We start from the raw sequence: 22,304 nt of genomic DNA, 5'->3' as shown, positions 1-22,304 counted from the left end.
CCGTTTATCCAGTTTTGAAAGAATAAAATATTAGGATATACTTGTAATTTTTATAAGATATGTTATAATAAGTATTGTCTTTCAAATAGTCTAGTGATGATGGCAAAGAGGTCACACCCGTTCCCATACCGAACACGGAAGTTAAGCTCTTTAGCGCCGATGGTAGTTGGGGGCTTCCCCCTGTGAGAGTAGGACGTTGCTAGGCTATATACTAAAATTATTCCGAAGTAGCTCAGTTGGTAGTAGCACCTGACTGTTAATCAGGTTGTCGCAGGTTCGAGTCCTGCCTTCGGAGCCATTCTTGGAGAGTTGTCCGAGTGGCCGAAGGAGCACGATTGGAAATCGTGTAGGCGGTTAACACTGTCTCAAGGGTTCAAATCCCTTACTCTCCGCCAGCACTTTGATTTGTTCCAAACGATGGCCCCTTGGTCAAGTGGTTAAGACACCGCCCTTTCACGGCGGTAACACGGGTTCGAATCCCGTAGGGGTCACCATTTCAATACCCAGATGGAGGATTAGCTCAGCTGGGAGAGCATCTGCCTTACAAGCAGAGGGTCGGCGGTTCGAGCCCGTCATCCTCCACCATTATTTTTACAACATTATAGTATTATCGCGGGGTGGAGCAGTGGTAGCTCGTCGGGCTCATAACCCGAAGGTCGTTGGTTCAAATCCAGCCCCCGCAACCAAATGGTCCCGTGGTGTAGCGGTTAACATGCCTGCCTGTCACGCAGGAGATCGCCGGTTCGATCCCGGTCGGGACCGCCATTTATTTTAAAATATGGGTCAGTAGCTCAGTTGGTAGAGCATTAGATTGAAGCTCTAAGTGTCGGCGGTTCGATTCCGTCCTGACCCATCTTGTTTTTTTGCCGGTTTAGCTCAGCAGGTAGAGCAACTGACTTGTAATCAGTAGGTCGTGGGTTCGATTCCTATAGCCGGCACCAGATTTTCCCGGAGGGGTAGCGAAGTGGCTAAACGCGGCGGACTGTAAATCCGCTCCTTAGGGTTCGGCGGTTCGAATCCGTCCCCCTCCACCAGTTTTATTATTTTAGGGGCATAGTTCAACGGTAGAATAGAGGTCTCCAAAACCTTTGGTGTGGGTTCGATTCCTACTGCCCCTGCCAATTAATTTTATGGCGATTGTGGCGAAGTGGTTAACGCACCGGATTGTGGTTCCGGCATTCGTGGGTTCGATTCCCATCAGTCGCCCCATCTAATATAAAATTAATAAACATCATAATACAATGGCGATTGTGGCGAAGTGGTTAACGCACCGGATTGTGGTTCCGGCATTCGTGGGTTCGATTCCCATCAGTCGCCCCATTGTTGGGGTATAGCCAAGCGGTAAGGCAACGGATTTTGATTCCGTCATGCCTAGGTTCGAATCCTAGTACCCCAGCCATTTTTGCGGAAGTAGTTCAGTGGTAGAACACCACCTTGCCAAGGTGGGGGTCGCGAGTTCGAACCTCGTCTTCCGCTCCATGTATGACGGCGGCATAGCCAAGTGGTAAGGCACGGGTCTGCAACACCCTTATCACCGGTTCAAATCCGGTTGCCGCCTCCATATTTTAACTGTCAATCGGTTTATCCGATTTTTTTTATCTCCATTATGCCGGTGTGGCGGAATTGGCAGACGCGCACGACTCAAAATCGTGTTCCTTTGGAGTGTCGGTTCGACCCCGACCACCGGTATCAATTACAACGAAGAATCCTTGATATATCAGGGATTCTTTTTTTGTTGTAAAAAATTATAGAAAGTATATAAACATAGATAAAGGAGCGGAGGACTGAATGGGTCATATTGTTGCTTTACAGCAGCTATATTATTAGCAAACTAAAGTTATTTAATATAATCTACGTTCATTATGGTAACGTTAACTGATAAATTAATGTGTACTTGCCTCTTAAAAGCAGAAAATGACAAGACAGAGTTTAGTTTCTTCCTTCACTTAGAAACAAGTGGCATTAAGATATGTTTTGTATCGATGAAACATGAAAACATCAATCACAACGTATGGGTCATGCATGAAGTTGAACTAAAATTTTTGTTCTATTAATTGAAAATTTATATATATTAATTTTACTATTTATTATAAAATATTTTTACCACATTTGTATGATAGGTAGACTAATTTCTCTAAAATGGAAAGTAAAAAAGGATATATCTAAAATATTTGGTAATAACTACCCAAAAACCATTGTGGAATTATAATAAGAAAGGGAGATATTCCAATTTAAAAAAACATACAAAAAGATATATCGCAAATTACTATTTATTAGTAAATAAGTCACCATCAATAATGAGGGAAAGAATGTGAGATTATGAAAAAAAAGAATAAAAATTTTAACAAGATAATAGCATCTACAGTTACAGCATCTGTTGTGGTAAGTAGTTTAGTGACAGTGATACCAAATGCTAACGCAGCTGCAACTAAATTCAAAGATGTACAGTCAAATGCATACTTTTATGAAGCAGTAAATAGTTTACATGCACGTAATATTATAAGTGGCTATGAAGATGGTACTTTCCGTCCAAACGAACCTTTAACTCGCGCCCATGCTGCAAAAATCATCGCACTTGCATTAGATTTAGATACAACTAATATTAAGAACCCAGGATTTAAAGATGTCTCTGAAAAGCATAGTTTCTATAAATATATTGCTGCATTAGCCGATAAAGGAATTATTGTGGGATCTGAAGGGGAATACAGACCGAATGATCCTGTGACTCGTGCACAGATGGCAAAAATTATCTCATTAGCCTATGATTTAAAATCAGAAAATTCTCAACAAAAAATAAACTTTACAGATGTGAGTCAAGATGATTGGTTTAATAATTATGTTGGGGTATTGATTGAAAATGAAATCACATCCGGAACAACCCCAACAACATTTTCGCCTAATAAAAGTGTGACTCGTGGACAACTAGCAGCGTTCATTTACCGTAGTGAAAACAAAATAACACCTGTTCCTGCTCATGTGAATGAGACAATCTCCAATATTACAGATGAGACACTGGTGACTTTAGAAGGTACATACACACTTTCAGATGATCAAAAGAAATGGATTAATCCGAGTAATCTAGCGACATTAAAAGGTGCCAACTTAAAACTAACTATAAAAGGGAATAAAATTGAACAAATACAATCTATTGAATTAACTGCAAAAGGTACACCAAGTACTGATACTAATAACCCCTATGTAAATCATGCTGTCTTTGATGGAAAAGGTGCAACTATCGATTCTACTGTCATTGTAAATAGCGATTACATCACAATGAAGAATATCAGCATTAAAGGCGATTTACATGTTGGTAAAGGCGTTGAGAATTCTTTCTACTCTGAATTCTTGAAAGTGGAAGGTAAAACGACGATTGATGATACTTTGCAACTAGCAAATCAAACTAATGCATATAAATCTTTTGGAGCAAAGGTTGCATCTATGAATAACTTACCTATAGCTGCGAATGAAACTAAAGTAAGAGGAAGAGTAGTTTTCAGTGAATTTCAATTGGGTGATGTGGGTGTGGATAAAAATGCTGATGTTATTTTCCTATCGAAAACATCTGGAGCATCTACAGTAGGAGAGATTGTTGTTAATAGCAATGCAATATTAACTGCTGGAAGTTCAGTGGTGCTTCCTAAAGTATTGATTGTCCAGGGAGCTACTGACGTTGTCATTAACTCAAATGTAACTTCTTTACAAGTAACAACTACAGGTGAGGTTAAATTATCTGGTAAAAGTGACATTGTTAATCTATCTCTTATGACAAGTGCAAATGTAAATCTGCAAACAATCGGTCGAGTAAGTAATCTTGAAACACTTAATAGAGAAACAAAAGTTACAATAGGAACAGAAACCAAAATTGGCAACCTTGTTATTCCAACAGGTTCAAAACCTGCTGATATAATTCAAAATTATAATTCTGTAAAAAGCAATGTCGAACGAGTTGCTGGAACAAAAAACCCAGATTTATCCGATACGTCATCTGATAACTCAGGTAGCGGGTCTATTGATACAACAGTTCCCGTAGCACCATCAGCACCAAAGGGTTTACAAGGGGTGTCTCCAACTTTAGTAGGAAATGATGGTAAGATTACAGGTTTAAATGCAAGTAAGAAATATCAATATAAACTAGTTACAGACACAAGTTGGACGAATGTACCTTTATTAGCAACAGAAATTATTGGCTTAGGTGCAGGAAACTATGAAGTACGGTATGCAGCAAGTGGGAACATACCAGCAAGTTTATCAACGACGGTATATGTTCAAAGTTCAAATCAATCACAAGCTCCTTCACACATACAATTGGTTAATTACGCGACAGCAGGCAAGGATATGATTGCTTTACCTTCATTACAAGTAGGTTCATTAATTAAAGTGTATGATGCAAGTACAAATGGAAATATTCTTGGAAGCTTTTCAGTAACAACGTCAACTGCACTTAGTGTATTAGAGGTTCTAGGAGGATTTCCTCTAGGACTTGATAAAGTTTATGTAACAGTTACAGAAAACGGAAAAACTGAAAGCACAAGAGTCGAAAAAGGAGTACCAACGACTTTTCCGAATGCACCAGCAGTTAGTGATATTACTGTTACTGACAATGCTACTGGGGCAGACAAAGTGACAGTTAAACTACCTTCCCCAATAGGTGATTATATGATTTCTGTATACGATGTTTCAGACAATCAATTAGAATGGGGTATACTTCCTGACGGAAATGGTGAAAAATCAATTGCGATTTCCTCTGGTTTTGCTAATGGGATGTCTGAAATTGATGTAGCGATTATAAAAGTAACAGACAATGGTACTCAGTATGCAGAGAGTTTAAGAACACGAGTTAGCATCGGATCTTTAAGCCCATTAGCTGTTACGGCAGTGGATGATCCATTCAGTAACGATAAAATAAATATTACAGTTGGTGAACCTGTAGATTTAGGTAATGAGTTTGCTTTTAAAGTTTTTGATGATGCGAATGCAGCAGACGCTGGAAAGCCATCATTAAATGCTGATGTATCTTCTTGGGAAACACTTCCGCCTGATGGTAAAATTTCATCAGCTGCTGGTAAGGTAGTTGTTGTAGTAGAAAGAACGTCAGCAGGTAAAATCGCGAAAAAGATTGGACAAGTAGTTGCTAATACAATAGTAAATAACCCATTGCTAGAAACGGTTACGATAGATGGTAAAGATGGGGTCAGCTCACAAGATGGAAAAATGGAAACCATTCGCCTAAAATTTTCAGCAAATATTGATCCAACGACAGTAACTAAGGATTCTTTTACAGTCCCTGGCTTTACTGTAGAATCTATAAAAGTAACAGACAAAAATGGAAGAACGCCACTGCTTAGCAATGGTAATCCTAATCCATTATACACACAAGGTGAAAACAAATATATTACAATTAGAGTGGAACCAATGGTTGGTACTCACTTCACACCAGAGGTTATTCAAAATCCAAATGAATCTATCATAGATATCAATGGAGTGAATATAGCTGGGATTCATGTGACAGCAGTTGATCAGGCTGCACCAGTTATTATTAGTTCAGGCTTCATAGATAATGGTTCTAACGGTGTAGATGTAGGGGATCAGTTAACGATTATCTTCTCAGAGGATGTAAATCTTGGTTTGGCTAATCTAATTGATTTAGCGAATGATTTTACTTTAAGTAATCAAACAAATTCTACGTTTGCTTTTGCTAATGATGATACCTTTGAACTTTTAGGAAATACCGTAACTGTCACGTTAGGTGCAACAACCGTATCAAAAATTGAACAAAATACAACCATCACGATGAGTGCAAATGGTAACGATATTTCTTTAAAAGACGCTGCTTTGAATAAAGCGAAGCCTCAAAAAGAATTTGTGAATGAAACAGTCTATTCTGATGCAAAAACAATAAATATAACGAATATACCATTAACAATTGTAAATCCAATTACTGCACCTAATGCAATGAAAGCACAAGGAACTAATGCAGGAACAATGAAACTGACAGGATTAACAGATGGTGTTACGTATGAATATATAATAGATAGTAATGCTACGACATCTATTAGCACAGACTGGGCAGGCGCAACATTAATACCCCTATCAGGAACAACAGAAATTGATAATATTTCGATAAATGCGGGTCAATTTGTTCATATTCGTATAGCTTCAGTAGGAGGGCAACCAGCAAATGATGTACAGGATTTACCAATTGAATTAAGCGATATAAAGCCTGCTGCTGCTCCAAATGCGACTCCAATACCATCTAACGCAGCAGGTTATACAAAATTAACCGGCTTAACTTCTGGGATGACATATGAATACTTTGTTGATAACAACGACACTGCAGCAGATAATGCAGCAGAATGGTCAACTGCTACAACTATAACTGGTGTTACTTATATTGAGATTCCAGCTAATACTTCGCAATATATTCATATCCGTATAAAAGCCACCGCAGAAAAACCAGCGTCTTATATAAAAAGTGTTAAAGGTACTGGAAATGAGGGACCTTAAGTAAATCCTTAGTTGGAATGGATCACTTATCGAGGTGATCCATTTCCCTTTTTTACTAAACCTCAAATAATAGACTATTTTCATTAAGAAGGTAAAAATCATGCTAATCCAAAGAATAAATGAAACCCAAGTTAATGAAGTATTACTGCATTTTAAAAATATTAAAGGTGACTTTTTATTTAATGACCTAAACAATGACTCGTTTGTCCTAGGCGTTTCAGTTGATAAAAATAGTGAAGTTCTCGGAGCAATATTGGCGGAATACAAAGAGTTAGACAGAATGGGCGTCGTCTACTCAGTAAATGTTAGAGATAAGTTTAAAAATAAAAACATAGAAGAAAAACTACTAAAATTTGCCGAAAAAGAACTAAAATCAAAAGGCGCAAATGTTTTATATACAAATGTTTTTCCTGAAACTAGTCCGAATGTAAAATACACATTAAGAAAGCAATCGTGGACTCCACCAATTTTAGACAAAACTCACTTTATGATTAATGTGAAAGATATGAGCAAAGAAAAATGGATCGAAAAAAACACATTTCCAGAAGACATCTCTGTTAAAGCGTTGAATCAAATTCATGAAGCGGAACTGGAGTCGTTACGCAATGTTGATTGGTATCCTAAGCATTTATCACCCTTAGAGGATTTTCAATTTGGTGAAGCTAGTCCACAAACGAGTTTTTGGGTTTACTACAAAGAGGAAATCATCGGGTGGATATTAAGTACAAATGTGAATAATGAACATTTATTTATTACTTCCCTCTTTATTAAAGAAGATAGAAGAAATCATTATATTTTAAGACCTTTACTGGGCGAGGTTATTAAAAATCAAATTCAACTAAATATACCGTATGCTTGTTTTGATGTAAGAAATGAAGATGAAAAGGTATTGAAATTCTTTAAGAGTTATTTTAGATCCTATATTCATACTACAATTGAAATTCACAGTTCGTATAAAATATTAAGACCGTGATTAGAAATCAAAAATATCAATTCATTCAAGGCGAGGGATTTTAGCAAGTAAAGATAAATAAGATTCAAAAAAGAAGCCACTCTATGGGATAAAAATGTCTTTATAGAGCGGCTTTTTATATAATCTCTAAATTTTTACGATTAGTTCATGCTCTGTTCATTTAACAATTTTAAGCTAGGAGTAATCAAAGAAATGGAGGGGTTAGTGATGAATCTTGCCTGGAAAGAAATGAAGAAGAATAAAGTACGGTTTTTAATCTTGGGCTCCATTATCTTCCTAGTTAGTTTTTTAACGTTTATTATCTCGGGTTTAGCAAATGGTCTGTCACAGGATAATGCAGCTTTAATTAAGGATTTACCGAAGGGTCAATTTTATATGGCTGAGGATGCGGATGGCACGTTTAATCTTTCAAGAATCGATAGCGACCTGCAACAGAAAGTCATAAGTAAAGAAAAAGAGGCAGTAGCTTTTTCGATCCAGATGGGCTTTTTAAATGATCAGGATGATAAACAACAAAGTGTAGCCTTTGTGACATCAACGGAATCTACACTTTTTAGCAATGTGCATCAAGACGAGGTGCTTTTGGATAGCTCACTACAAGATAAAGGAATACAAGTTGGAGATATATTAACGAATAATCAATACAGTGGAAAGTTCATTGTAAAAGGTTTTGTAGAGCAAAAAAAATATAGCCATGCTCCCGTTGCTTATATTAGTGAAGAGGCTTATCAGGAGATGTATCGGGTAGCTGATAAACAATTAATTTTTGTACCAAATAGTGAGCCAAATGATATTAAGGGATTGCAAGCATATAGCAATAAAGAGTTTCTCAATACTATCCCTAGTTATAATGCGGAACAATTATCTTTAAATATGATTATATGGTTCTTAGTTGTCATTAGTGGGATGTTGTTTGCTATTTTCTTCTATATGATGAATGTGCAAAAAATTGGCTTGTATGGTATTTTAAAAGCGATTGGATTAAAAACAAGTAAGCTATTTAAAATGATCTGGACACAGATGGCTATTATTACAATCTTTTCACTTGTGGTTTCTGTCAGTCTTAGCCAGCTATTTAATATAGTTGCTCCTAAGGGGATGCCATTCACTTTAACAATAGGCACTACAACACAGTTATCCGTTGTATTCCTCCTCATAGGCTTTATTGGTGCGACCTTGTCAGGAATGCAAATTAAAAAAATTGAACCGTTACAAGCAATACAGCAAGGGGAGGCTTAATCATGACGTTATTTACAATTGATGAAGTACGAAAAACGTTTAAGAATGGTGAAGTCGAGGAAGAGATCTTAAAGGGCATCAATCTTTCTTTAAATGAAGGAGAGATTACAGCATTGGTAGGTGCTTCTGGCTCTGGGAAAAGTACATTATTAACGATCGCTGCAGGACTACAACAAGCAACAGATGGGCAAGTGTTATTTGAAGAGCAGAATCTTACGACGATGAAAACCGACCAGGTACGAAAATTACGTGCAAGTAAATTCGGTTTTGTTTTTCAATTTGCACATCTCGTTCCCTTTTTGACAGTGGAGGAACAATTGCTATTAATGCTAGATGTAGCTGAATCTCCATTAAAAAAGAATGAACAGAAATATGAAGTCAATCGGCTATTGGAGTTAGTTGGAATGGAACATCGTAAAACTGCCTATCCTTCCTCCTTGTCAGGGGGAGAGAAGCAACGTGTAGCAATTGCACGTGCTATTATTCATCAACCGAAAGTATTGTTTGCTGATGAACCAACGGCTAGTTTAGATTCACAGCGCTCTAAAGAGATTATGTTGTTATTAAGAACATTAACAAAAACTTTAAATATAACAACATTATTAGTGACGCATGACGAAGAAATGTTGGCATATACAGATCGTATTATTAAAATGAGCGATGGTGTCGTATTATAAAATAAGCAAGGCTCCCATTAGTAGGGAGCCTTGTGAAACATTAGGTTAAACGTGCATTACGACTCACTTTACAAACCATTCTCATTAACGCTTTGTGTAAAAAAGGAAAAATAGTAAAAACAACATCCAGTGTTTTGCGCATTGGCATTGGACAAATGATAGGTTTATTTTGATGAACACCCTCTATAGCCATTTTTGCAATTCGCTGAGGTGAGATCATTTTTTGCTGCTTTAATTGTTTGGTGATAATGGATTTATCCATATGAATCGCCTTTGCATTATCGAAAATTGGTGTATCCACAAACGTTGGACATAAAGTGCTCACCTTAATCCCGAATTCCTCAGCCTCATAGTGTAGAGAGGTTGTTAGTCCTATAACAGCATGTTTGGTAGTAGCATATGCAGTAGAAAAAGGAGAAGGTCCTAACCCTGCAGCAGAGGAGGTATTGACGATATGACCAAAACCTTGTTTTTTCATAAGTGGGTAGCCTATTTGAGTCCCATAAATGACACCCCATAAATTAATGGCCATAATTTCCTTCCAATCCTCAATAGTCATTTCACCCATCTCCCCATACATAGCGATACCAGCATTATTAAACAGGTAATCTATACGGTGAAATTCTTCAAATACATCATGAATGACAGAAGCTACATTTTTGTAATCGGTTACATTTAAATGTACAAATTTTACATGGGCGATATCCTTATTTAACTCTGCTTCTAACACACGACCCTCATGATCTTGAATATCAGCGATAATGACAAATATATGTCGAGCAATTAATTCTTGGCAAATAGCCTTTCCTATCCCTGATACACCGCCAGTAACAACAGCAATCTTTCTCATCTTTAGGACCTCCCAATTTTGTCTCCTTCGACTTTATAAAGTTCAATGATAGAGCTATATTGCTGTGCCACTAAATCAGCACCTTTACTATTCAAATGAACACCATCTAAAGTTACATGTAGCCCTCTTTTTTGAGATAATTTATCGATACGTAAAGGACTTTTGTAAAATAAAACATCCAGTAGGACTCTTATTACATTCGTATTAATAAAGCTTGAGCACTCCAAATGTTCTAAATGCTCTTTAAAGAGATTTTGCATATTTACAAAATAAACATTGCCAGATTTCAATGAAATAGACTCCATAACAGACGTTAATTGTGTTATTTCTTTGTTAGAGGGATTTTGAAGATCTTCTCCTACTAATGCTGGAGATACTAATACAACATTTTTGGAAGCGTCATGTGCTTTCTCTAATACCTTGAGGCAGTACTCTTCGAATTCAATGTGATCCTTCGCCACAGGCTGTGCTTGCACCTTTAATAATTTTGAATAGACGTCATTGACGCCTATCCAAAGAATAAGGAGATCATAGGAAGATTGGAGCGGCATTTTTTCCAAGCGAGTAAATAAACTTTTAATCGTCTCGCCTGGATTTCCAAGATTATCGAATGAAATATGAGGATATTGATGTTTCAAGAGATCATAAAATGAAACGCCTGGACGACCTTCTGTTAAGCTATCACCTATTAAACCTACTTTCATTTAAACCCCACCTTTTTTAATTTCTTTTAAGAAAATCGTTATTGCCTGTTGAAAGAGTGGTTCTAATGATTTCAAGTTATGAGTATTGGTCAGCTGACATAATCCACCTAGCCATGTGCCAAGTAAGACGGTCCATGTATCTACATTGCCATGAACAAATTCGTTTTGGTCGATGCCCTCTTGAAGAATTGCTCGATAAGCATTCATTGGCGTAATAGCTAAATTGTATAACTGTTGTATTGAATCAGGACTTGATTTGGGATTAGATGCCAGTTCCTGACCTGACTTTAGTAAGGGTGTTTGATACTCATAGAGGACATGCATGGCCATACCATACAATTTATCTGTTGATGTGGTGTATGAAGATTCTTGTTGCAACCATTTGTCATGCCAATTTTTCATCGATTGCTGCGCCAAAAGCACAAATAACTTTTCTTTATTTTCGAAATGATAATAAATATGTCCTTTACTATAACCAGAGGCTTTTGAAATATCACCAACAGATGTCTGATTATAGCCATGTTGAGAAAATAATTGGATGGCATGTTTGATAATCTCAATCTTTGCCTTGTCACTGTCATAGCGTCTTTTACTCAATGTTGTACTCCTTTAATGATTTGAACAATCGTTCTAATTTAATTATACATAATTTTCTAACTAATTAAATACATAAATTTTTTATTTGGAATATTGTCAAATTTCTAAAGTTGCAGGAAGGGAATTCCAATTAATTGTTGAATTATTTGTTATGCTAAAAATGAGGGGGTATATGTATGGGAAAAGTGATTGGCTTTGAATTAAATAGTCAGGAACCGGAGAAAGCGGCAGCTTTTTATAGTAAAGTGTTTGGCTGGGAGGTGGCAGCTCCAAAGTGGGATTATTGGGCAGTTATGACTGGGAATGAAGACAAAGCTGGAATTAATGGTGGCATTGGTAAAGGACCAAGCGATTTTCCGCATGGTACAAGAATTCAAATTGAAGTGGAGGCAATTGACGAAGTCATTGCACAGGCAAAACACAATGGTGCTACTATTTTGCGTGACAAAATGGCGTTTGATGATTTCTATCTAGCTTATTTGGTCGATCCGACTGGAATAGGAATTGGATTAATTCAATATAAAAATAACGAATAAAGTCTCTTTTAATAGAGGCTTTTTTCATTTTAAGCATATGGGTACGTCTTTATGGGTATAGAATCGAAGGAGGAGGGATAATGTGAAGAACATATTGAAGCTAGTATGTTTGATCCTGATAACGATTGGTATATTACCGAAGGAAGTGCAGGCAGCCAGCTTTATCGATCTAACGGATGATACATTAACGACGGAAATTCATTATTTAGTAGAACAGGATATTGCGAAAGGGTATTCGAATAACTTGTTCAAGCCGAATGATTTTATTACGAAAGCACAAGTAGCTGTAATGCTAACACGTGCTTTAGGATTAAACACGATCCATGTGCAAAATCCAAACTATCAAGATGTAACAACCACTCATAAATTTTATAAAGAAATTGCGGCTGTGCAAAATAAAGGTATATTTGATACTGCCCATAAATTTCATCCAGATGCACCGCTTACTAGGGGGGAAATGGCGATTGTGCTAAATAGGGCCTTTCAATTAAAAGGTTCAGATCCTTATTATTTTACAGATGTGAGTAAGCAGACACCAGGTTATAAAGAAATTTTAACACTGGCCCATAATCATTTAGTAAGGGGCTATGAGAATGGTTCGTTTAAACCTAATGACCCTGTTACACGCGCCCATTTCTCAGCGTTTTTAGCGAGAGCAATGACTCTTTCTAAACCTAACTTGCTAAGGGACCCCGCATTTGAATATACGTATGCCTATTATTCTTTAAGTGACAATAAGCGTTATACTTTAAACTATCAATATCAGCAACACGACGGTAAAAATGATGTATGGACAGTCAAAAATGTAAGTACAGGACAAACTATCTCTGATGAGCTTTTATATGGTCATGATCGTGCATACGGACAAGCAATTTCTAGTGAAGCTAACACACATTATGATTTATATATAGAACTTCCACTTAGAATAGGTGTTGTTTTACATGAAGATGATCCAGGGGTTTCAGCAGGGGAACGAGTAACTGTAAAATCTACTGATGGTACGGTACAAGCTGGTGATGTGCAATATACGGGCGTGGTTATAGTCGAGAAAAGGTCAGAATTTAGTGATGTAGTGAAAACTTATTACTTTGTAGATGATATAGGTTTAGTTAAAGAGCTACACAATGACATAGTTGTGTTTGAATTGCTCAATAGGACAATGAAATAATGTAAAAGGAAAGCAAGCCACCGATGGACTTGCTTTCCTTATTGTTGTACAGAGATATGAAAAAAACGCTGTAGAGCTTGCAGCCATTCCTTCTCAGTGTTTGTTGTATAGGTAGTTAAAGATTGTCCTTCATAAATTCTAAATTCGTTGTTCATCATGGTATGACGGCCACCAATGGTTCGAATCATAGCAATTTTATTTTTTTGCTTGGAAAGTCGTGGTGCAAATTTTGCATCATTGGCATCGTCGTGAAAACTATAAAGCAAACGCCAACTATGTTTAGCTTGTTCCAACAGCATCCAACCATTCGCTTCATCATAATCTATTTTATATAACTCTTTACCTTCACGGTGTTGATAGCCAGCAATCAGTGGCACTGGTTTACAGGGTGCTAATGCACCGACACCTACATCCGAGATATAGTATTGTCCACTCATATTTACTAGTAATAATTGATGCATAGGAATTTCCTCTGGAGGGGTATTTTCCGCTACGTTGCGCCAAAACTGGGCATAACGATTGGTGACAGAAAAGCCAAGCTCTCGTAGAAGCCAGCTGAATAAGATATTTAATTCAAAACAATTGCCACCACGTTTATCAATAATTATTTTCTTAAATATATCAGGAATAGCGAAGGAGATACCACGATTCAAGGCAACATCTAAATTTTCATAGGGAATGGTTAATAGATGTTTAGTTTGTAGTTGTCCAAGTAGTTGAATAGATGGCTCTAACGTTCCTTGAAATTGAATATACTGTAAATAGTGCTGAATCTGTTCATTCATAAAATCGCCTCACTTCCTTATTAATAACATAACCGAAATAGTCTTAGATTACACGCATAAACTGAAGTAGGAAATGATAGAAAAATAGCTAAATAACTAGTAAGATTAATATATTAGCTACTATAAAGTGAAATATTTTACATATTAGTTAATAATATTAATGGTAAGGTAGGTATCGTATAAAGAATGAAATGGATAGAAGTGAATACATATGAGGAAATGAGTGAAGTGGCAGCTACTATTTTCTCAAAACAAATCCAAGAGAAACCTGATAGTGTTTTAGGTTTAGCAACTGGTGGATCACCTGTAGGCATGTATAAAGAATTAGTGGCACGACACCAAGCTGGCCATTTATCTTTTAAGGAAGTACAAACTTTTAACTTGGATGAGTATGTTGGCATTGAGCAATCAAGTCCAGCAAGCTACTTTACATTTATGCATGAGAATTTATTTAATTTTGTGGATATACAGCCGAAAAATGTCTATTTGCCAAATGGACAGGCAGCCAATTTAGCTGAAGAATGTGCTGCATATGATAAGCGCATTGAAGAAGCAGGAGGCATTGATTTACAGCTTCTAGGAATCGGTGTAAATGGACATATTGCTTTTAATGAACCAGGCGCATCGTTTGATGCCAAGACGAATATTGTGGAGCTAACAGAGTCAACAAGAACAGAAAATGCTATTTATTTTGATGATCCATCTGAAGTACCAACACATGCCATTACAATGGGCATCCACTCCATAATGAAAGCAAAGGAAATCGTTCTCATTGCCTTTGGTGAAAAAAAGCTCGCGGCGATTGAGAAATTGAAAAGTGGTCATATTACAGAAGAATTCCCAGCAAGCCAATTATTAAACCATCCTAATGTTACAGTAATTTATGGTGGTACGAATTAGCAAAAATAAGCAAAGACTTCTTAGGGTTGAAGTCTTCGCTTATTTGTTTTTCCTGATAGAATAACTCCTGCAACAACCGCTAGTCCACCTATAAGCTGAAATGAATGCAATTTCTCATCAAGAAAAAGGACGGCAAAAATGGAGGCAAAAACAGGAATGAAATTTAAATAAATACTTGCCTTGTTCGCTCCAAGCTGTATAACACCACTGTTCCAGCAGAGAAAAGCAATGATAGAGGCAAAAATACCAACATATAAAATAGCAGCAAAGGTTGACCATTCCCAATGAATTGCTGTTGCACTAGACAGTGTTTCATAGAGAGAAAAAGGAAATAACATCATAGCCCCAAGTCCAATCGTCACTAGAAAGGTAGACTGCCCTGGTAAGCGAGTTGCATATTGTTTAATGAGTAATGAATATATGCTCCAACATAATACTGCTGCGATTACAATTAAATCCCCTTTGTTGAAAGTAAAATCGACAATCCTTGTAAAAGAGCCACCCATTATAATAAAGGCAACTCCACTCAGTGATAGAACGGTCCCTATTAACTGATATTTTGATAGTTTTTCCTTCAAAAAAATAAAGGAAAGTATGTAAATCATTATGGGCGTAGAAGAGTTCATTAAAGATGCATTAATGGACGTTGTGTAATGTAATCCAATGTAAACAAGTGTGTTAAATGCTGTAACACCTGTTAATGAAAGAATGATGACAATAAACCAATGTCTTTTCAGTAACCGCCATTCACGTTTTAATTGGTGAAATGCAATGGGAAAAAAGATAATAAATGCGACGCACCAGCGTAAAAAGGCAAGTGTTAGGGGAGGGATATCTTCACTAACGGCACGTCCAATAACAAAATTACCACCCCATAAAAGAGTTGCGAGTACTAATAATAGATATGGTGGAATTTTCAAGATGCTTTAACCCCTTTATTAATTAAATAGTAAAGTTAATTATAGGCAGTCAGTATAGCAATAATCAATGCCTCTGAAGTTTTGCTATGCTAAAATAAGGACAACAAGAGGAGGAATAACTGTGAAAAGTACCGTACCATGTTTACAAAAGGGAGATTTAGTCGGTGTTGTTGCACTTTCAAGTCTTGTAGAGCCTGAAAAACTAGGAGAAGCAGTAGCTTTTTTGGACGAATTGGGTCTTCGCTATATTGTGGGTGATACGATTCATGCAAAACATGAATATTTGGCAGGAAGTGATGAAATCAGACTAGCTGATTTTCATGAGATGGTAAAAAACCCAGAAGTGAAAGCAATCTTTTGTGTAAAGGGAGGCTATGGCTCTGCCAGAATTGCTGATAAAATTGATTATGCTTTAATAGAAGAAAATCCTAAAATTTTCTGGGGCTTTTCTGATGTTACATATTTACATTGTGCGATTAATGAGTATGCCAATATGGTGACATTTCATGGGCCAATGCTGATGTCAGCTAATAAGATGGATGATTTATCAAAGAAAATGTTTTTACAGCTATTTTCCCCTATGGAAATTCAGTATACAGAGGCAATTTCTCCGCTAACAACGATTGCAGGGGGCGTCGCACGTAGTGAAATGATTGGAGGAAATCTTTATCGTCTTGTCAGCACACTAGGTACCAAATTTGAAGTGAGAACTGAAGGTAGGATTTTATTAATAGAGGATGTAAATGAAACAATACCAGTTATTGACTCAATGCTTCAGCATTTAAAACAAGCAAGGAAATTTGAGCAATTAGCAGGAGTCGTTATTGGTTCATTTACACAGACAGGATCTGATGAAGAAGCACTTCATTCGTTAATGAAGGAGTATTTTGCAGATTTAGGAATACCAGTCGTGGCAGGTTTTAAGTTCGGACATGAAACAACGAATATAGCCATTCCATTAGGAACAGAGGCAATTTTAGACGCACAGGAAAGGGTGTTGAAAATATTACCAGGTGTGCATGTATGATAGGGAGAGGAAATATGGATATTGAAAAAGTACTGTATGAAGCTGCGGTTGCACTAGCAGAAAAAAGATATCCCACTGGATGGGGAGGAGCTGCAGCCTTATATACCGCGGATGGGCAAATTTTAACAAGTGTCGCACCCGAGGTAATGAATGCTGCTACTGAATTATGTATGGAAACAGGTGCTATTTTAGAGGCACATAAATTGAATACAAAAGTTACGCATTCGATTTGTGTTGCTAGGGAAGATGAAACATCTAAATTTGTAGTGCTGACACCCTGTGGAGTCTGTCAGGAAAGACTTTTTTATTGGGGAGAAAATGTAATGGCAGCGATTACGAATGCAGATGGAGAATTGGTATTTAAATCATTAAAGGAAATTCAACCTTATCATTGGTATAAAGCATATGAACAATAAAGTAAAAGACATTACAAAAAATGTAATGTCTTTTTAGCTTCGTTAATAAGGCTCAGCATCGTGTCCTTTATTCATGGCATCTTGAGGTGCTTGATCACCATTGATATTGCCAAGTGGTTTTGATGCAGAGGAATCTTTTTTAGCGTTGTGCAAACCTTCCTTGAGTAAGCGACCATATTCTTCGTCGGCTTCTTGTGCCAAAGCAATCATGGCATTTTGAATATCCTCATGACAGACCGATAGATCACGTATTAAATTTTTAAGAAGTTCTTCGCGTTCCCACTGTTCAAAGTTACGATAAGTTTCACCAGCCTGTTTCGTATTACTTTGACGATCAATCGATTCACGAACAAGGTTCCCTTCAATGTATGGTGTATATTCTTTACCAGCTTGTGTTGCTTCCTTTAATCCATTCAGCATGGATGGCTCATAATTAATATGTGGATTTTGTCCAGGTGCCAAATCACGCTTATACATCATTTGCCCACCATGTTGATTGGTCGCTACACGTTTTTTTGGTGCATTAATTGGAAGCTGTAAGTAGTTGGCGCCTACACGATGGCGTTGTGTATCAGAATAAGAGAAAGTACGACCTTGTAACATTTTATCATCAGAGAAGTCTAAGCCATCAACAAGCACCCCTGTCCCGAAAGTAGCCTGTTCCACCTCAGCAAAATAGTCTTCAGGGTTTTTGTTTAACACCATTTTGCCAACTGGATACCATGGAAATTGATCGTTTGGCCAAAGTTTTGTATCATCCAATGGATCAAAATCAAGCTCAGGGTGTGAACCATCCTCCATAATTTGAACATGTAGCTCCCATTCGGGGAAGTCTCCACGTTCGATAGCATCATATAAATCTTGTGTAGCATGATTGAAATTTTTCTGTTGGATTTCTTCTGCTTCTTTTTGTGTTAAATTTTTAATACCTTGTAGCGGTTCCCAATGATATTTGACAAGGACTGCCTTGCCTTCACTATTCACCCACTTGTACGTATTAACCCCAGAGCCCTGCATCATACGATAATTTGCTGGAATCCCCCAAGGAGAGTAAACGAATGTTACCATATGGAAGGTTTCTGGTGAGCTAGCACAAAAATCAAAAAAACGTTCAACGTTTTGAATATTAGTAATGGGATCAGGCTTAAAAGCATGAATCATATCTGGAAATTTGAGCGCATCACGAATAAAGAAGATCTTTAAATTATTGCCCACTAAATCCCAATTGCCATCCTCTGTATAAAACTTTACTGCAAAACCGCGGGGATCACGCAATGTTTCTGGGGAGTGACCACCATGTATAACAGTTGAAAAACGCACAAAGACAGGTGTTTTTTTCCCTTTATCCTGAAAGACTTTTGCACGTGTATACTTAGAGATAGGTTCATTGCCAACAACACCATAGGTTTCAAAATACCCATGTGCTCCAGCTCCACGAGCATGCACAACCCGTTCTGGAACTCGCTCTCTGTCAAAATGACTCATTTTTTCTAGAAAATCATAATTTTCCAATGTTGCAGGACCTCGATTACCGACTGTTCGCAAATTTTGATTGTTGGTAATTGGATGTCCCTGTCTGTTGGTCAATGTCATATCTTGCTCATGTGTTGCATCATCTTGCTGTGTCATAGTATGACCCCTTTCCTATAGATACTTCCATTTTGTCCTTGAAAGGGGCAAACTAGTCATCCAAATTATCCCTTTGAACTACTTAAAAAAGCTCTCCATACATAAATGTAGGAGAGCCCTGGATGGCGTTTTCAAATGGAATCAAGTTGTTTTGAGTATGGCCATTGCTTATAGTTGGTCATTAGTCATCGGTCATACAGTAACAGGTAACTTGTTATTGGTTTTTAACTAATTAGCTGAAAAGCTAGATTTGAAAACAGCACATCCAACTCGGGTTGGAGTCTCACCGTCCCGAGTCTAGAAATAACGGGAATCGTCAAAGTTAATTTGAATACTGTAATTTTTTGAATTAATAAGATTAGATAGCTTATGTGCATCTTTTTCAAGCTTTGTAGCTCGTTCTCTATATTCATCTGGCTCATACAAAGCAATTTCATATAACATTGTATTTTCGCCATAGCCAAATCTTACACTCTCTTTTTCTCGCATACTGAAATCTTTACACATATCAGCCTCGGCACGAAGTTGTGTTGCTAGTTCGATGGCTTCTACTAGTGCTAGCTTTTGACCTTTAAAGTCTACTGTGTTTTGGATGTTTGCTTCGTAAACGAGGCGGTCTAATGTACGAGTATCTAGACGAACTTGGGCTAAGTCAGCTTCAATAAGGGGGAGTGCTCGATTACTTGTTTTAGGGGCTTGTCCCTTTTCAACTGTTACAAAGGCACTGCGATGTAGTTCGTTTACTAGCTCTTGAGTTTTCTTTCCTAAAATACTTTTTAGTTTAACAGCTTCTGCAAGATTAATCACGAAAACACGTCCTTTTTATAGTGTTATAGATGGTACATCATTTGATATAATTGCGATTTGATAATGTCCGCCATGAATTTGATTAAACATTTTCCCAGCTGACGCTAGCAGTTCATTCGCTGCATCATTTGTTAAGGAAGGGCGGAAATAAAAAATATGTAACGCATCAGTTGTTTCCTCTGTGACAGCTGTGCGTTTAGAATCAACAAAAGGTGAGCCAAATGCTCCTACCTCATCACGACTATACAGAATATTTTCTAATGTGTTAAAGCGCCCATTCAAACCTTCATAACCAATCTCGTCATGACCAAGATCAATTGTTACAAACCCTTTGATTTGAGCAACATCATATAGCCCAATTGGCATTTCATATTGAAGTGAAAAGAAATTATTTAAATCAACACCTGAATGAATTGGCGTTAAATAGTTTTGCTTACTAATTCGACGCATAAGGCTTTCTGCTGAGTGACGATAGCGATTTGGATCAGCACCAAGCTTTTTCCAAATCTGTCGCCATTCTGCGATCCCCTCACGCTGTGTTACAGGAAGTTCCTGCATTTCAAGAAAAAGATTTTCCTGATACAATTGCATACGCCCTTTAATCATTTGAGGGGATTCTGCTACAACAATTTTGGTATAATGAATAATGCCGATTTTTAGCTCGGGATGTTGTGTTAATAGAGTTGGGTTAATGGAAATTTCCAATGAACATCACCTACTTTATCTATTTCTAATATTGTACCATGTAAGGAGTTGGAAATAAAATGAACATACACGACCTACAACGTGATTTTGTGGCATATGCGATGTCCATTGGTGTTGATAAAATAGGTTTTACAACAGCAGCTCCCTTTACAGAATTAAAAAACAGATTGCGTCGCCAGCAGGAGCTTGGCTATCAGTCTGGATTTGAAGAAAGTGATATTCAAAAACGTACAGAACCCCTTCAATTACTAGATGAAGCAGAGAGTATAGTAGCGATAGCTGTGGCTTACCCTTCACGTATGCAAAATGCACCAATTGGTAAAAGGGGTGCGCGACGTGGAATTTTCTGCCGTGCTTCATGGGGTGTCGATTATCATACAGCATTACGTGAGCGTTTAAAGCTATTATCCACTTGGCTTGAGGAACATGTCAAAGGTGTACGTATTGAATCAATGGTTGATACAGGAGCCCTTGTAGATCGGGCGGTAGCTGAACGTGCAGGCATTGGGTGGAGCGGAAAAAATTGCTCGATTATAACGCCTGAATTTGGTTCCTATGTGTATTTAGGAGAGCTCATTACAAATATTCCATTTGCGCCAGATAAGCCAATGGAAGATGAATGCGGAGATTGTCGACTGTGCTTGGATGTTTGTCCAACGGGAGCCTTAATTCAAGGTGGACAATTGGATGCACAGCGTTGTATTGCTTTTCTGACTCAAACGAAGGGTACATTACCAGATGAGTTTCGTAGTCATATCGGTAATCGACTCTATGGCTGTGATACATGCCAGACAGTATGTCCTAAAAATAAAGGGAAAATTAATTGGATTCATGAAGAATTTATACCAGATCCTGAGCTAGCCAAACCATTATTGACACCGCTTTTAACGATTACTAATCGGGAATTTAAGGGGAGATTTGGTCATGTTTCAGGCTCATGGCGTGGAAAAAAGCCTATCCAGCGTAATGCCATCTTGGCACTTGCTCATTTTAAAGAGGAAGCCGCCATACCAGATTTGATTGCTCTACTTCATAAAGATGACCGTCCTGTCATTCGAGGCACAGCCGCATGGGCTTTGGGTAAGATTGGCGGGAATACTGCACAAACTGCCTTACATGAAGCAGAAGCTACAGAGCAGGACGAAGAAGTGCGAAGTGAAATTTATAAAGGGTTGCAGTTTTTTAAGTAGTGTTGGATGTAGAAGCAATTGACTAACTACAGTTTAATGTAGGGATGAAATCAATTGCTTGGAGTTCCTATGATTGAGAGGGGATCCGCTCTAATTGTGAGAAGAGTCGCTCCAAAAGAGGAAGGCTTCGTTAACTTTTTAAAGAGTCATCTTAAAGAATTTTTTAATAAGGAAGTGTGTCGTTATGCCATTGCATATCGTTTTATATCAACCAGAAATACCAGCCAATACGGGGAATATTGCACGTACCTGTGCGGGTACTAATACATCGCTCCATTTAATTCGTCCGCTAGGTTTTTCAACGGATGATAAAATGCTGAAACGGGCGGGCTTAGATTATTGGCATAGTGTAAATATTGTCTATCATGATTCACTTGAGGATTTTATAGAGTACTCTAAAAATGGAGATGTTTATTTAATCGAAACATACAGTGATGAGCCGTTTACGAAAAATGATTTTAGTGATCAAGACCGAGATATTTATTTTATGTTCGGAAAAGAAACTACAGGTTTGCCGAAGGACTTTGCTTATGAACGCCGAGATATGTGTTTACGTATTCCACAAAGTGATCATGTGCGATCACTTAATTTGTCCAATACCGCTGCAATTGTTATTTATGAGGCATTACGTCAACAAGGATATCCAGGGTTACATTAAAAAGCAGTTCTCCGCTTGT

Annotated in this window: 19 protein-coding genes, 16 tRNA genes and 1 rRNA gene; 28 read left to right on the top strand and 8 right to left on the bottom strand. The window is 37.5% G+C overall.

Translation table 11 applies throughout. The features are described 5' to 3' along the window. Positions 1-89: 89 nt before the first annotated feature. The 21 genes from rrf to AC1RFD_RS15575 all read left to right on the top strand — a co-directional run bounded on the left by rrf (position 90) and on the right by AC1RFD_RS15575 (position 9,393). Positions 90-205, top strand: a 5S ribosomal RNA gene (gene rrf / locus AC1RFD_RS15675). A gap of 16 nt (positions 206-221) precedes the next feature. After that, positions 222-298 (top strand) — tRNA-Asn (locus AC1RFD_RS15670). 5 nt (positions 299-303) lie between these two features. Continuing rightward, positions 304-395, top strand: a tRNA-Ser gene (locus AC1RFD_RS15665). A gap of 24 nt (positions 396-419) precedes the next feature. Then, positions 420-494, top strand: a tRNA-Glu gene (locus AC1RFD_RS15660). Positions 495-509: 15 nt separating this feature from the next. After that, positions 510-585 (top strand) — tRNA-Val (locus tag AC1RFD_RS15655). Positions 586-611: 26 nt separating this feature from the next. After that, positions 612-686 (top strand) — tRNA-Met (locus AC1RFD_RS15650). A 3-nt stretch (positions 687-689) separates the two neighbouring features. After that, positions 690-765, top strand: a tRNA-Asp gene (locus AC1RFD_RS15645). Between the two features lie 15 nt (positions 766-780). Continuing rightward, a tRNA-Phe gene (locus tag AC1RFD_RS15640) sits at positions 781-853 on the top strand. A 12-nt stretch (positions 854-865) separates the two neighbouring features. Beyond that, positions 866-941 (top strand) — tRNA-Thr (locus AC1RFD_RS15635). 9 nt (positions 942-950) lie between these two features. Next, a tRNA-Tyr gene (locus tag AC1RFD_RS15630) sits at positions 951-1,034 on the top strand. Positions 1,035-1,047: 13 nt separating this feature from the next. After that, positions 1,048-1,121, top strand: a tRNA-Trp gene (locus AC1RFD_RS15625). Positions 1,122-1,133: 12 nt separating this feature from the next. After that, a tRNA-His gene (locus AC1RFD_RS15620) sits at positions 1,134-1,209 on the top strand. Between the two features lie 35 nt (positions 1,210-1,244). Then, positions 1,245-1,320: transfer RNA gene (locus tag AC1RFD_RS15615), tRNA-His, on the top strand. 4 nt (positions 1,321-1,324) lie between these two features. Next, positions 1,325-1,399 (top strand) — tRNA-Gln (locus AC1RFD_RS15610). Between the two features lie 5 nt (positions 1,400-1,404). Beyond that, positions 1,405-1,479 (top strand) — tRNA-Gly (locus AC1RFD_RS15605). Between the two features lie 8 nt (positions 1,480-1,487). Further along, positions 1,488-1,561, top strand: a tRNA-Cys gene (locus tag AC1RFD_RS15600). A 47-nt stretch (positions 1,562-1,608) separates the two neighbouring features. Continuing rightward, a tRNA-Leu gene (locus AC1RFD_RS15595) sits at positions 1,609-1,689 on the top strand. A 630-nt stretch (positions 1,690-2,319) separates the two neighbouring features. Further along, entirely contained in the window at positions 2,320-6,504 is a 4,185-nt protein-coding gene (locus AC1RFD_RS15590; protein WP_492475049.1) for an S-layer homology domain-containing protein, read from the top strand. A gap of 100 nt (positions 6,505-6,604) precedes the next feature. After that, positions 6,605-7,477, top strand: coding sequence for a GNAT family N-acetyltransferase (locus AC1RFD_RS15585; protein WP_048391844.1), 873 nt, complete (start codon positions 6,605-6,607; stop codon positions 7,475-7,477). Between the two features lie 207 nt (positions 7,478-7,684). Continuing rightward, the gene (locus AC1RFD_RS15580; RefSeq protein ID WP_048391852.1) at positions 7,685-8,716 is read left to right on the top strand and encodes an ABC transporter permease; all 1,032 of its coding nucleotides are present in this window, start codon (positions 7,685-7,687) and stop codon (positions 8,714-8,716) included. A 2-nt stretch (positions 8,717-8,718) separates the two neighbouring features. Then, on the top strand, positions 8,719-9,393 hold the full coding sequence (locus tag AC1RFD_RS15575; RefSeq protein WP_319839585.1) for an ABC transporter ATP-binding protein: 675 nt from the start codon (positions 8,719-8,721) through the stop codon (positions 9,391-9,393). 40 nt (positions 9,394-9,433) lie between these two features. Here AC1RFD_RS15575 and AC1RFD_RS15570 read toward each other — a convergent pair whose 3' ends face one another. The 3 genes from AC1RFD_RS15570 to AC1RFD_RS15560 are packed head-to-tail and all read right to left on the bottom strand — an operon-like array spanning position 9,434 to position 11,544. Further along, positions 9,434-10,243, bottom strand: coding sequence for an SDR family NAD(P)-dependent oxidoreductase (locus tag AC1RFD_RS15570; protein WP_112116659.1), 810 nt, complete (start codon positions 10,241-10,243; stop codon positions 9,434-9,436). A 2-nt stretch (positions 10,244-10,245) separates the two neighbouring features. After that, entirely contained in the window at positions 10,246-10,947 is a 702-nt protein-coding gene (locus AC1RFD_RS15565) for an SGNH/GDSL hydrolase family protein (protein WP_288585625.1), read from the bottom strand. Beyond that, positions 10,948-11,544, bottom strand: a complete 597-nt coding sequence (locus AC1RFD_RS15560) for a TetR/AcrR family transcriptional regulator (protein ID WP_259420063.1) — start codon at positions 11,542-11,544, stop codon at positions 10,948-10,950. A gap of 176 nt (positions 11,545-11,720) precedes the next feature. Between AC1RFD_RS15560 and AC1RFD_RS15555 the strand changes: the two genes are divergently transcribed. After that, entirely contained in the window at positions 11,721-12,080 is a 360-nt protein-coding gene (locus AC1RFD_RS15555; RefSeq protein ID WP_048391834.1) for a VOC family protein, read from the top strand. A gap of 82 nt (positions 12,081-12,162) precedes the next feature. Then, positions 12,163-13,248, top strand: coding sequence for an S-layer homology domain-containing protein (locus AC1RFD_RS15550; protein WP_066038294.1), 1,086 nt, complete (start codon positions 12,163-12,165; stop codon positions 13,246-13,248). Between the two features lie 38 nt (positions 13,249-13,286). Here AC1RFD_RS15550 and AC1RFD_RS15545 read toward each other — a convergent pair whose 3' ends face one another. Then, on the bottom strand, positions 13,287-14,033 hold the full coding sequence (locus AC1RFD_RS15545) for an arylamine N-acetyltransferase family protein (RefSeq protein WP_112116655.1): 747 nt from the start codon (positions 14,031-14,033) through the stop codon (positions 13,287-13,289). Positions 14,034-14,219: 186 nt separating this feature from the next. Here AC1RFD_RS15545 and nagB point away from each other — a divergent pair, with 186 nt between their 5' ends. Then, positions 14,220-14,933, top strand: coding sequence for a glucosamine-6-phosphate deaminase (nagB, locus tag AC1RFD_RS15540; RefSeq protein WP_279496157.1), 714 nt, complete (start codon positions 14,220-14,222; stop codon positions 14,931-14,933). 20 nt (positions 14,934-14,953) lie between these two features. On the opposite strand, the gene AC1RFD_RS15535 is transcribed toward nagB, so the two are convergent. Continuing rightward, positions 14,954-15,853, bottom strand: coding sequence for a DMT family transporter (locus tag AC1RFD_RS15535; protein ID WP_259949894.1), 900 nt, complete (start codon positions 15,851-15,853; stop codon positions 14,954-14,956). Positions 15,854-15,974: 121 nt separating this feature from the next. Between AC1RFD_RS15535 and AC1RFD_RS15530 the strand changes: the two genes are divergently transcribed. Both AC1RFD_RS15530 and AC1RFD_RS15525 read left to right on the top strand, forming a co-directional pair. Next, positions 15,975-16,880 (top strand): S66 peptidase family protein, encoded by a 906-nt coding sequence (locus AC1RFD_RS15530; protein ID WP_328023555.1) that lies wholly within the window; start codon positions 15,975-15,977, stop codon positions 16,878-16,880. 14 nt (positions 16,881-16,894) lie between these two features. After that, a complete protein-coding gene (locus AC1RFD_RS15525) occupies positions 16,895-17,296 on the top strand; it encodes a cytidine deaminase (protein WP_259949892.1) in 402 nt (133 codons plus the stop codon). 42 nt (positions 17,297-17,338) lie between these two features. On the opposite strand, the gene AC1RFD_RS15520 is transcribed toward AC1RFD_RS15525, so the two are convergent. From AC1RFD_RS15520 to AC1RFD_RS15510, 3 genes are all read right to left on the bottom strand, one after another. Next, positions 17,339-18,925: a catalase gene (locus AC1RFD_RS15520; protein WP_259949891.1), complete on the bottom strand. Its 1,587-nt coding sequence runs from the start codon at positions 18,923-18,925 to the stop codon at positions 17,339-17,341. A 297-nt stretch (positions 18,926-19,222) separates the two neighbouring features. Continuing rightward, positions 19,223-19,732, bottom strand: coding sequence for a hypothetical protein (locus tag AC1RFD_RS15515; RefSeq protein ID WP_048391820.1), 510 nt, complete (start codon positions 19,730-19,732; stop codon positions 19,223-19,225). Positions 19,733-19,747: 15 nt separating this feature from the next. Next, entirely contained in the window at positions 19,748-20,437 is a 690-nt protein-coding gene (locus AC1RFD_RS15510; protein ID WP_048391818.1) for a B3/B4 domain-containing protein, read from the bottom strand. A 59-nt stretch (positions 20,438-20,496) separates the two neighbouring features. Here AC1RFD_RS15510 and queG point away from each other — a divergent pair, with 59 nt between their 5' ends. Beyond that, positions 20,497-21,627, top strand: a complete 1,131-nt coding sequence (gene queG / locus AC1RFD_RS15505; protein ID WP_281217499.1) for a tRNA epoxyqueuosine(34) reductase QueG — start codon at positions 20,497-20,499, stop codon at positions 21,625-21,627. Positions 21,628-21,811: 184 nt separating this feature from the next. Continuing rightward, positions 21,812-22,285: a tRNA (uridine(34)/cytosine(34)/5-carboxymethylaminomethyluridine(34)-2'-O)-methyltransferase TrmL gene (gene trmL, locus AC1RFD_RS15500; protein WP_004230835.1), complete on the top strand. Its 474-nt coding sequence runs from the start codon at positions 21,812-21,814 to the stop codon at positions 22,283-22,285. Positions 22,286-22,304: the final 19 nt, after the last annotated feature.

The sequence above is a fragment of the Lysinibacillus sp. GW823-FHT02G10 genome (genome assembly GCF_058797135.1).
This window is presented reverse-complemented; position numbering and strand designations above follow the sequence as displayed.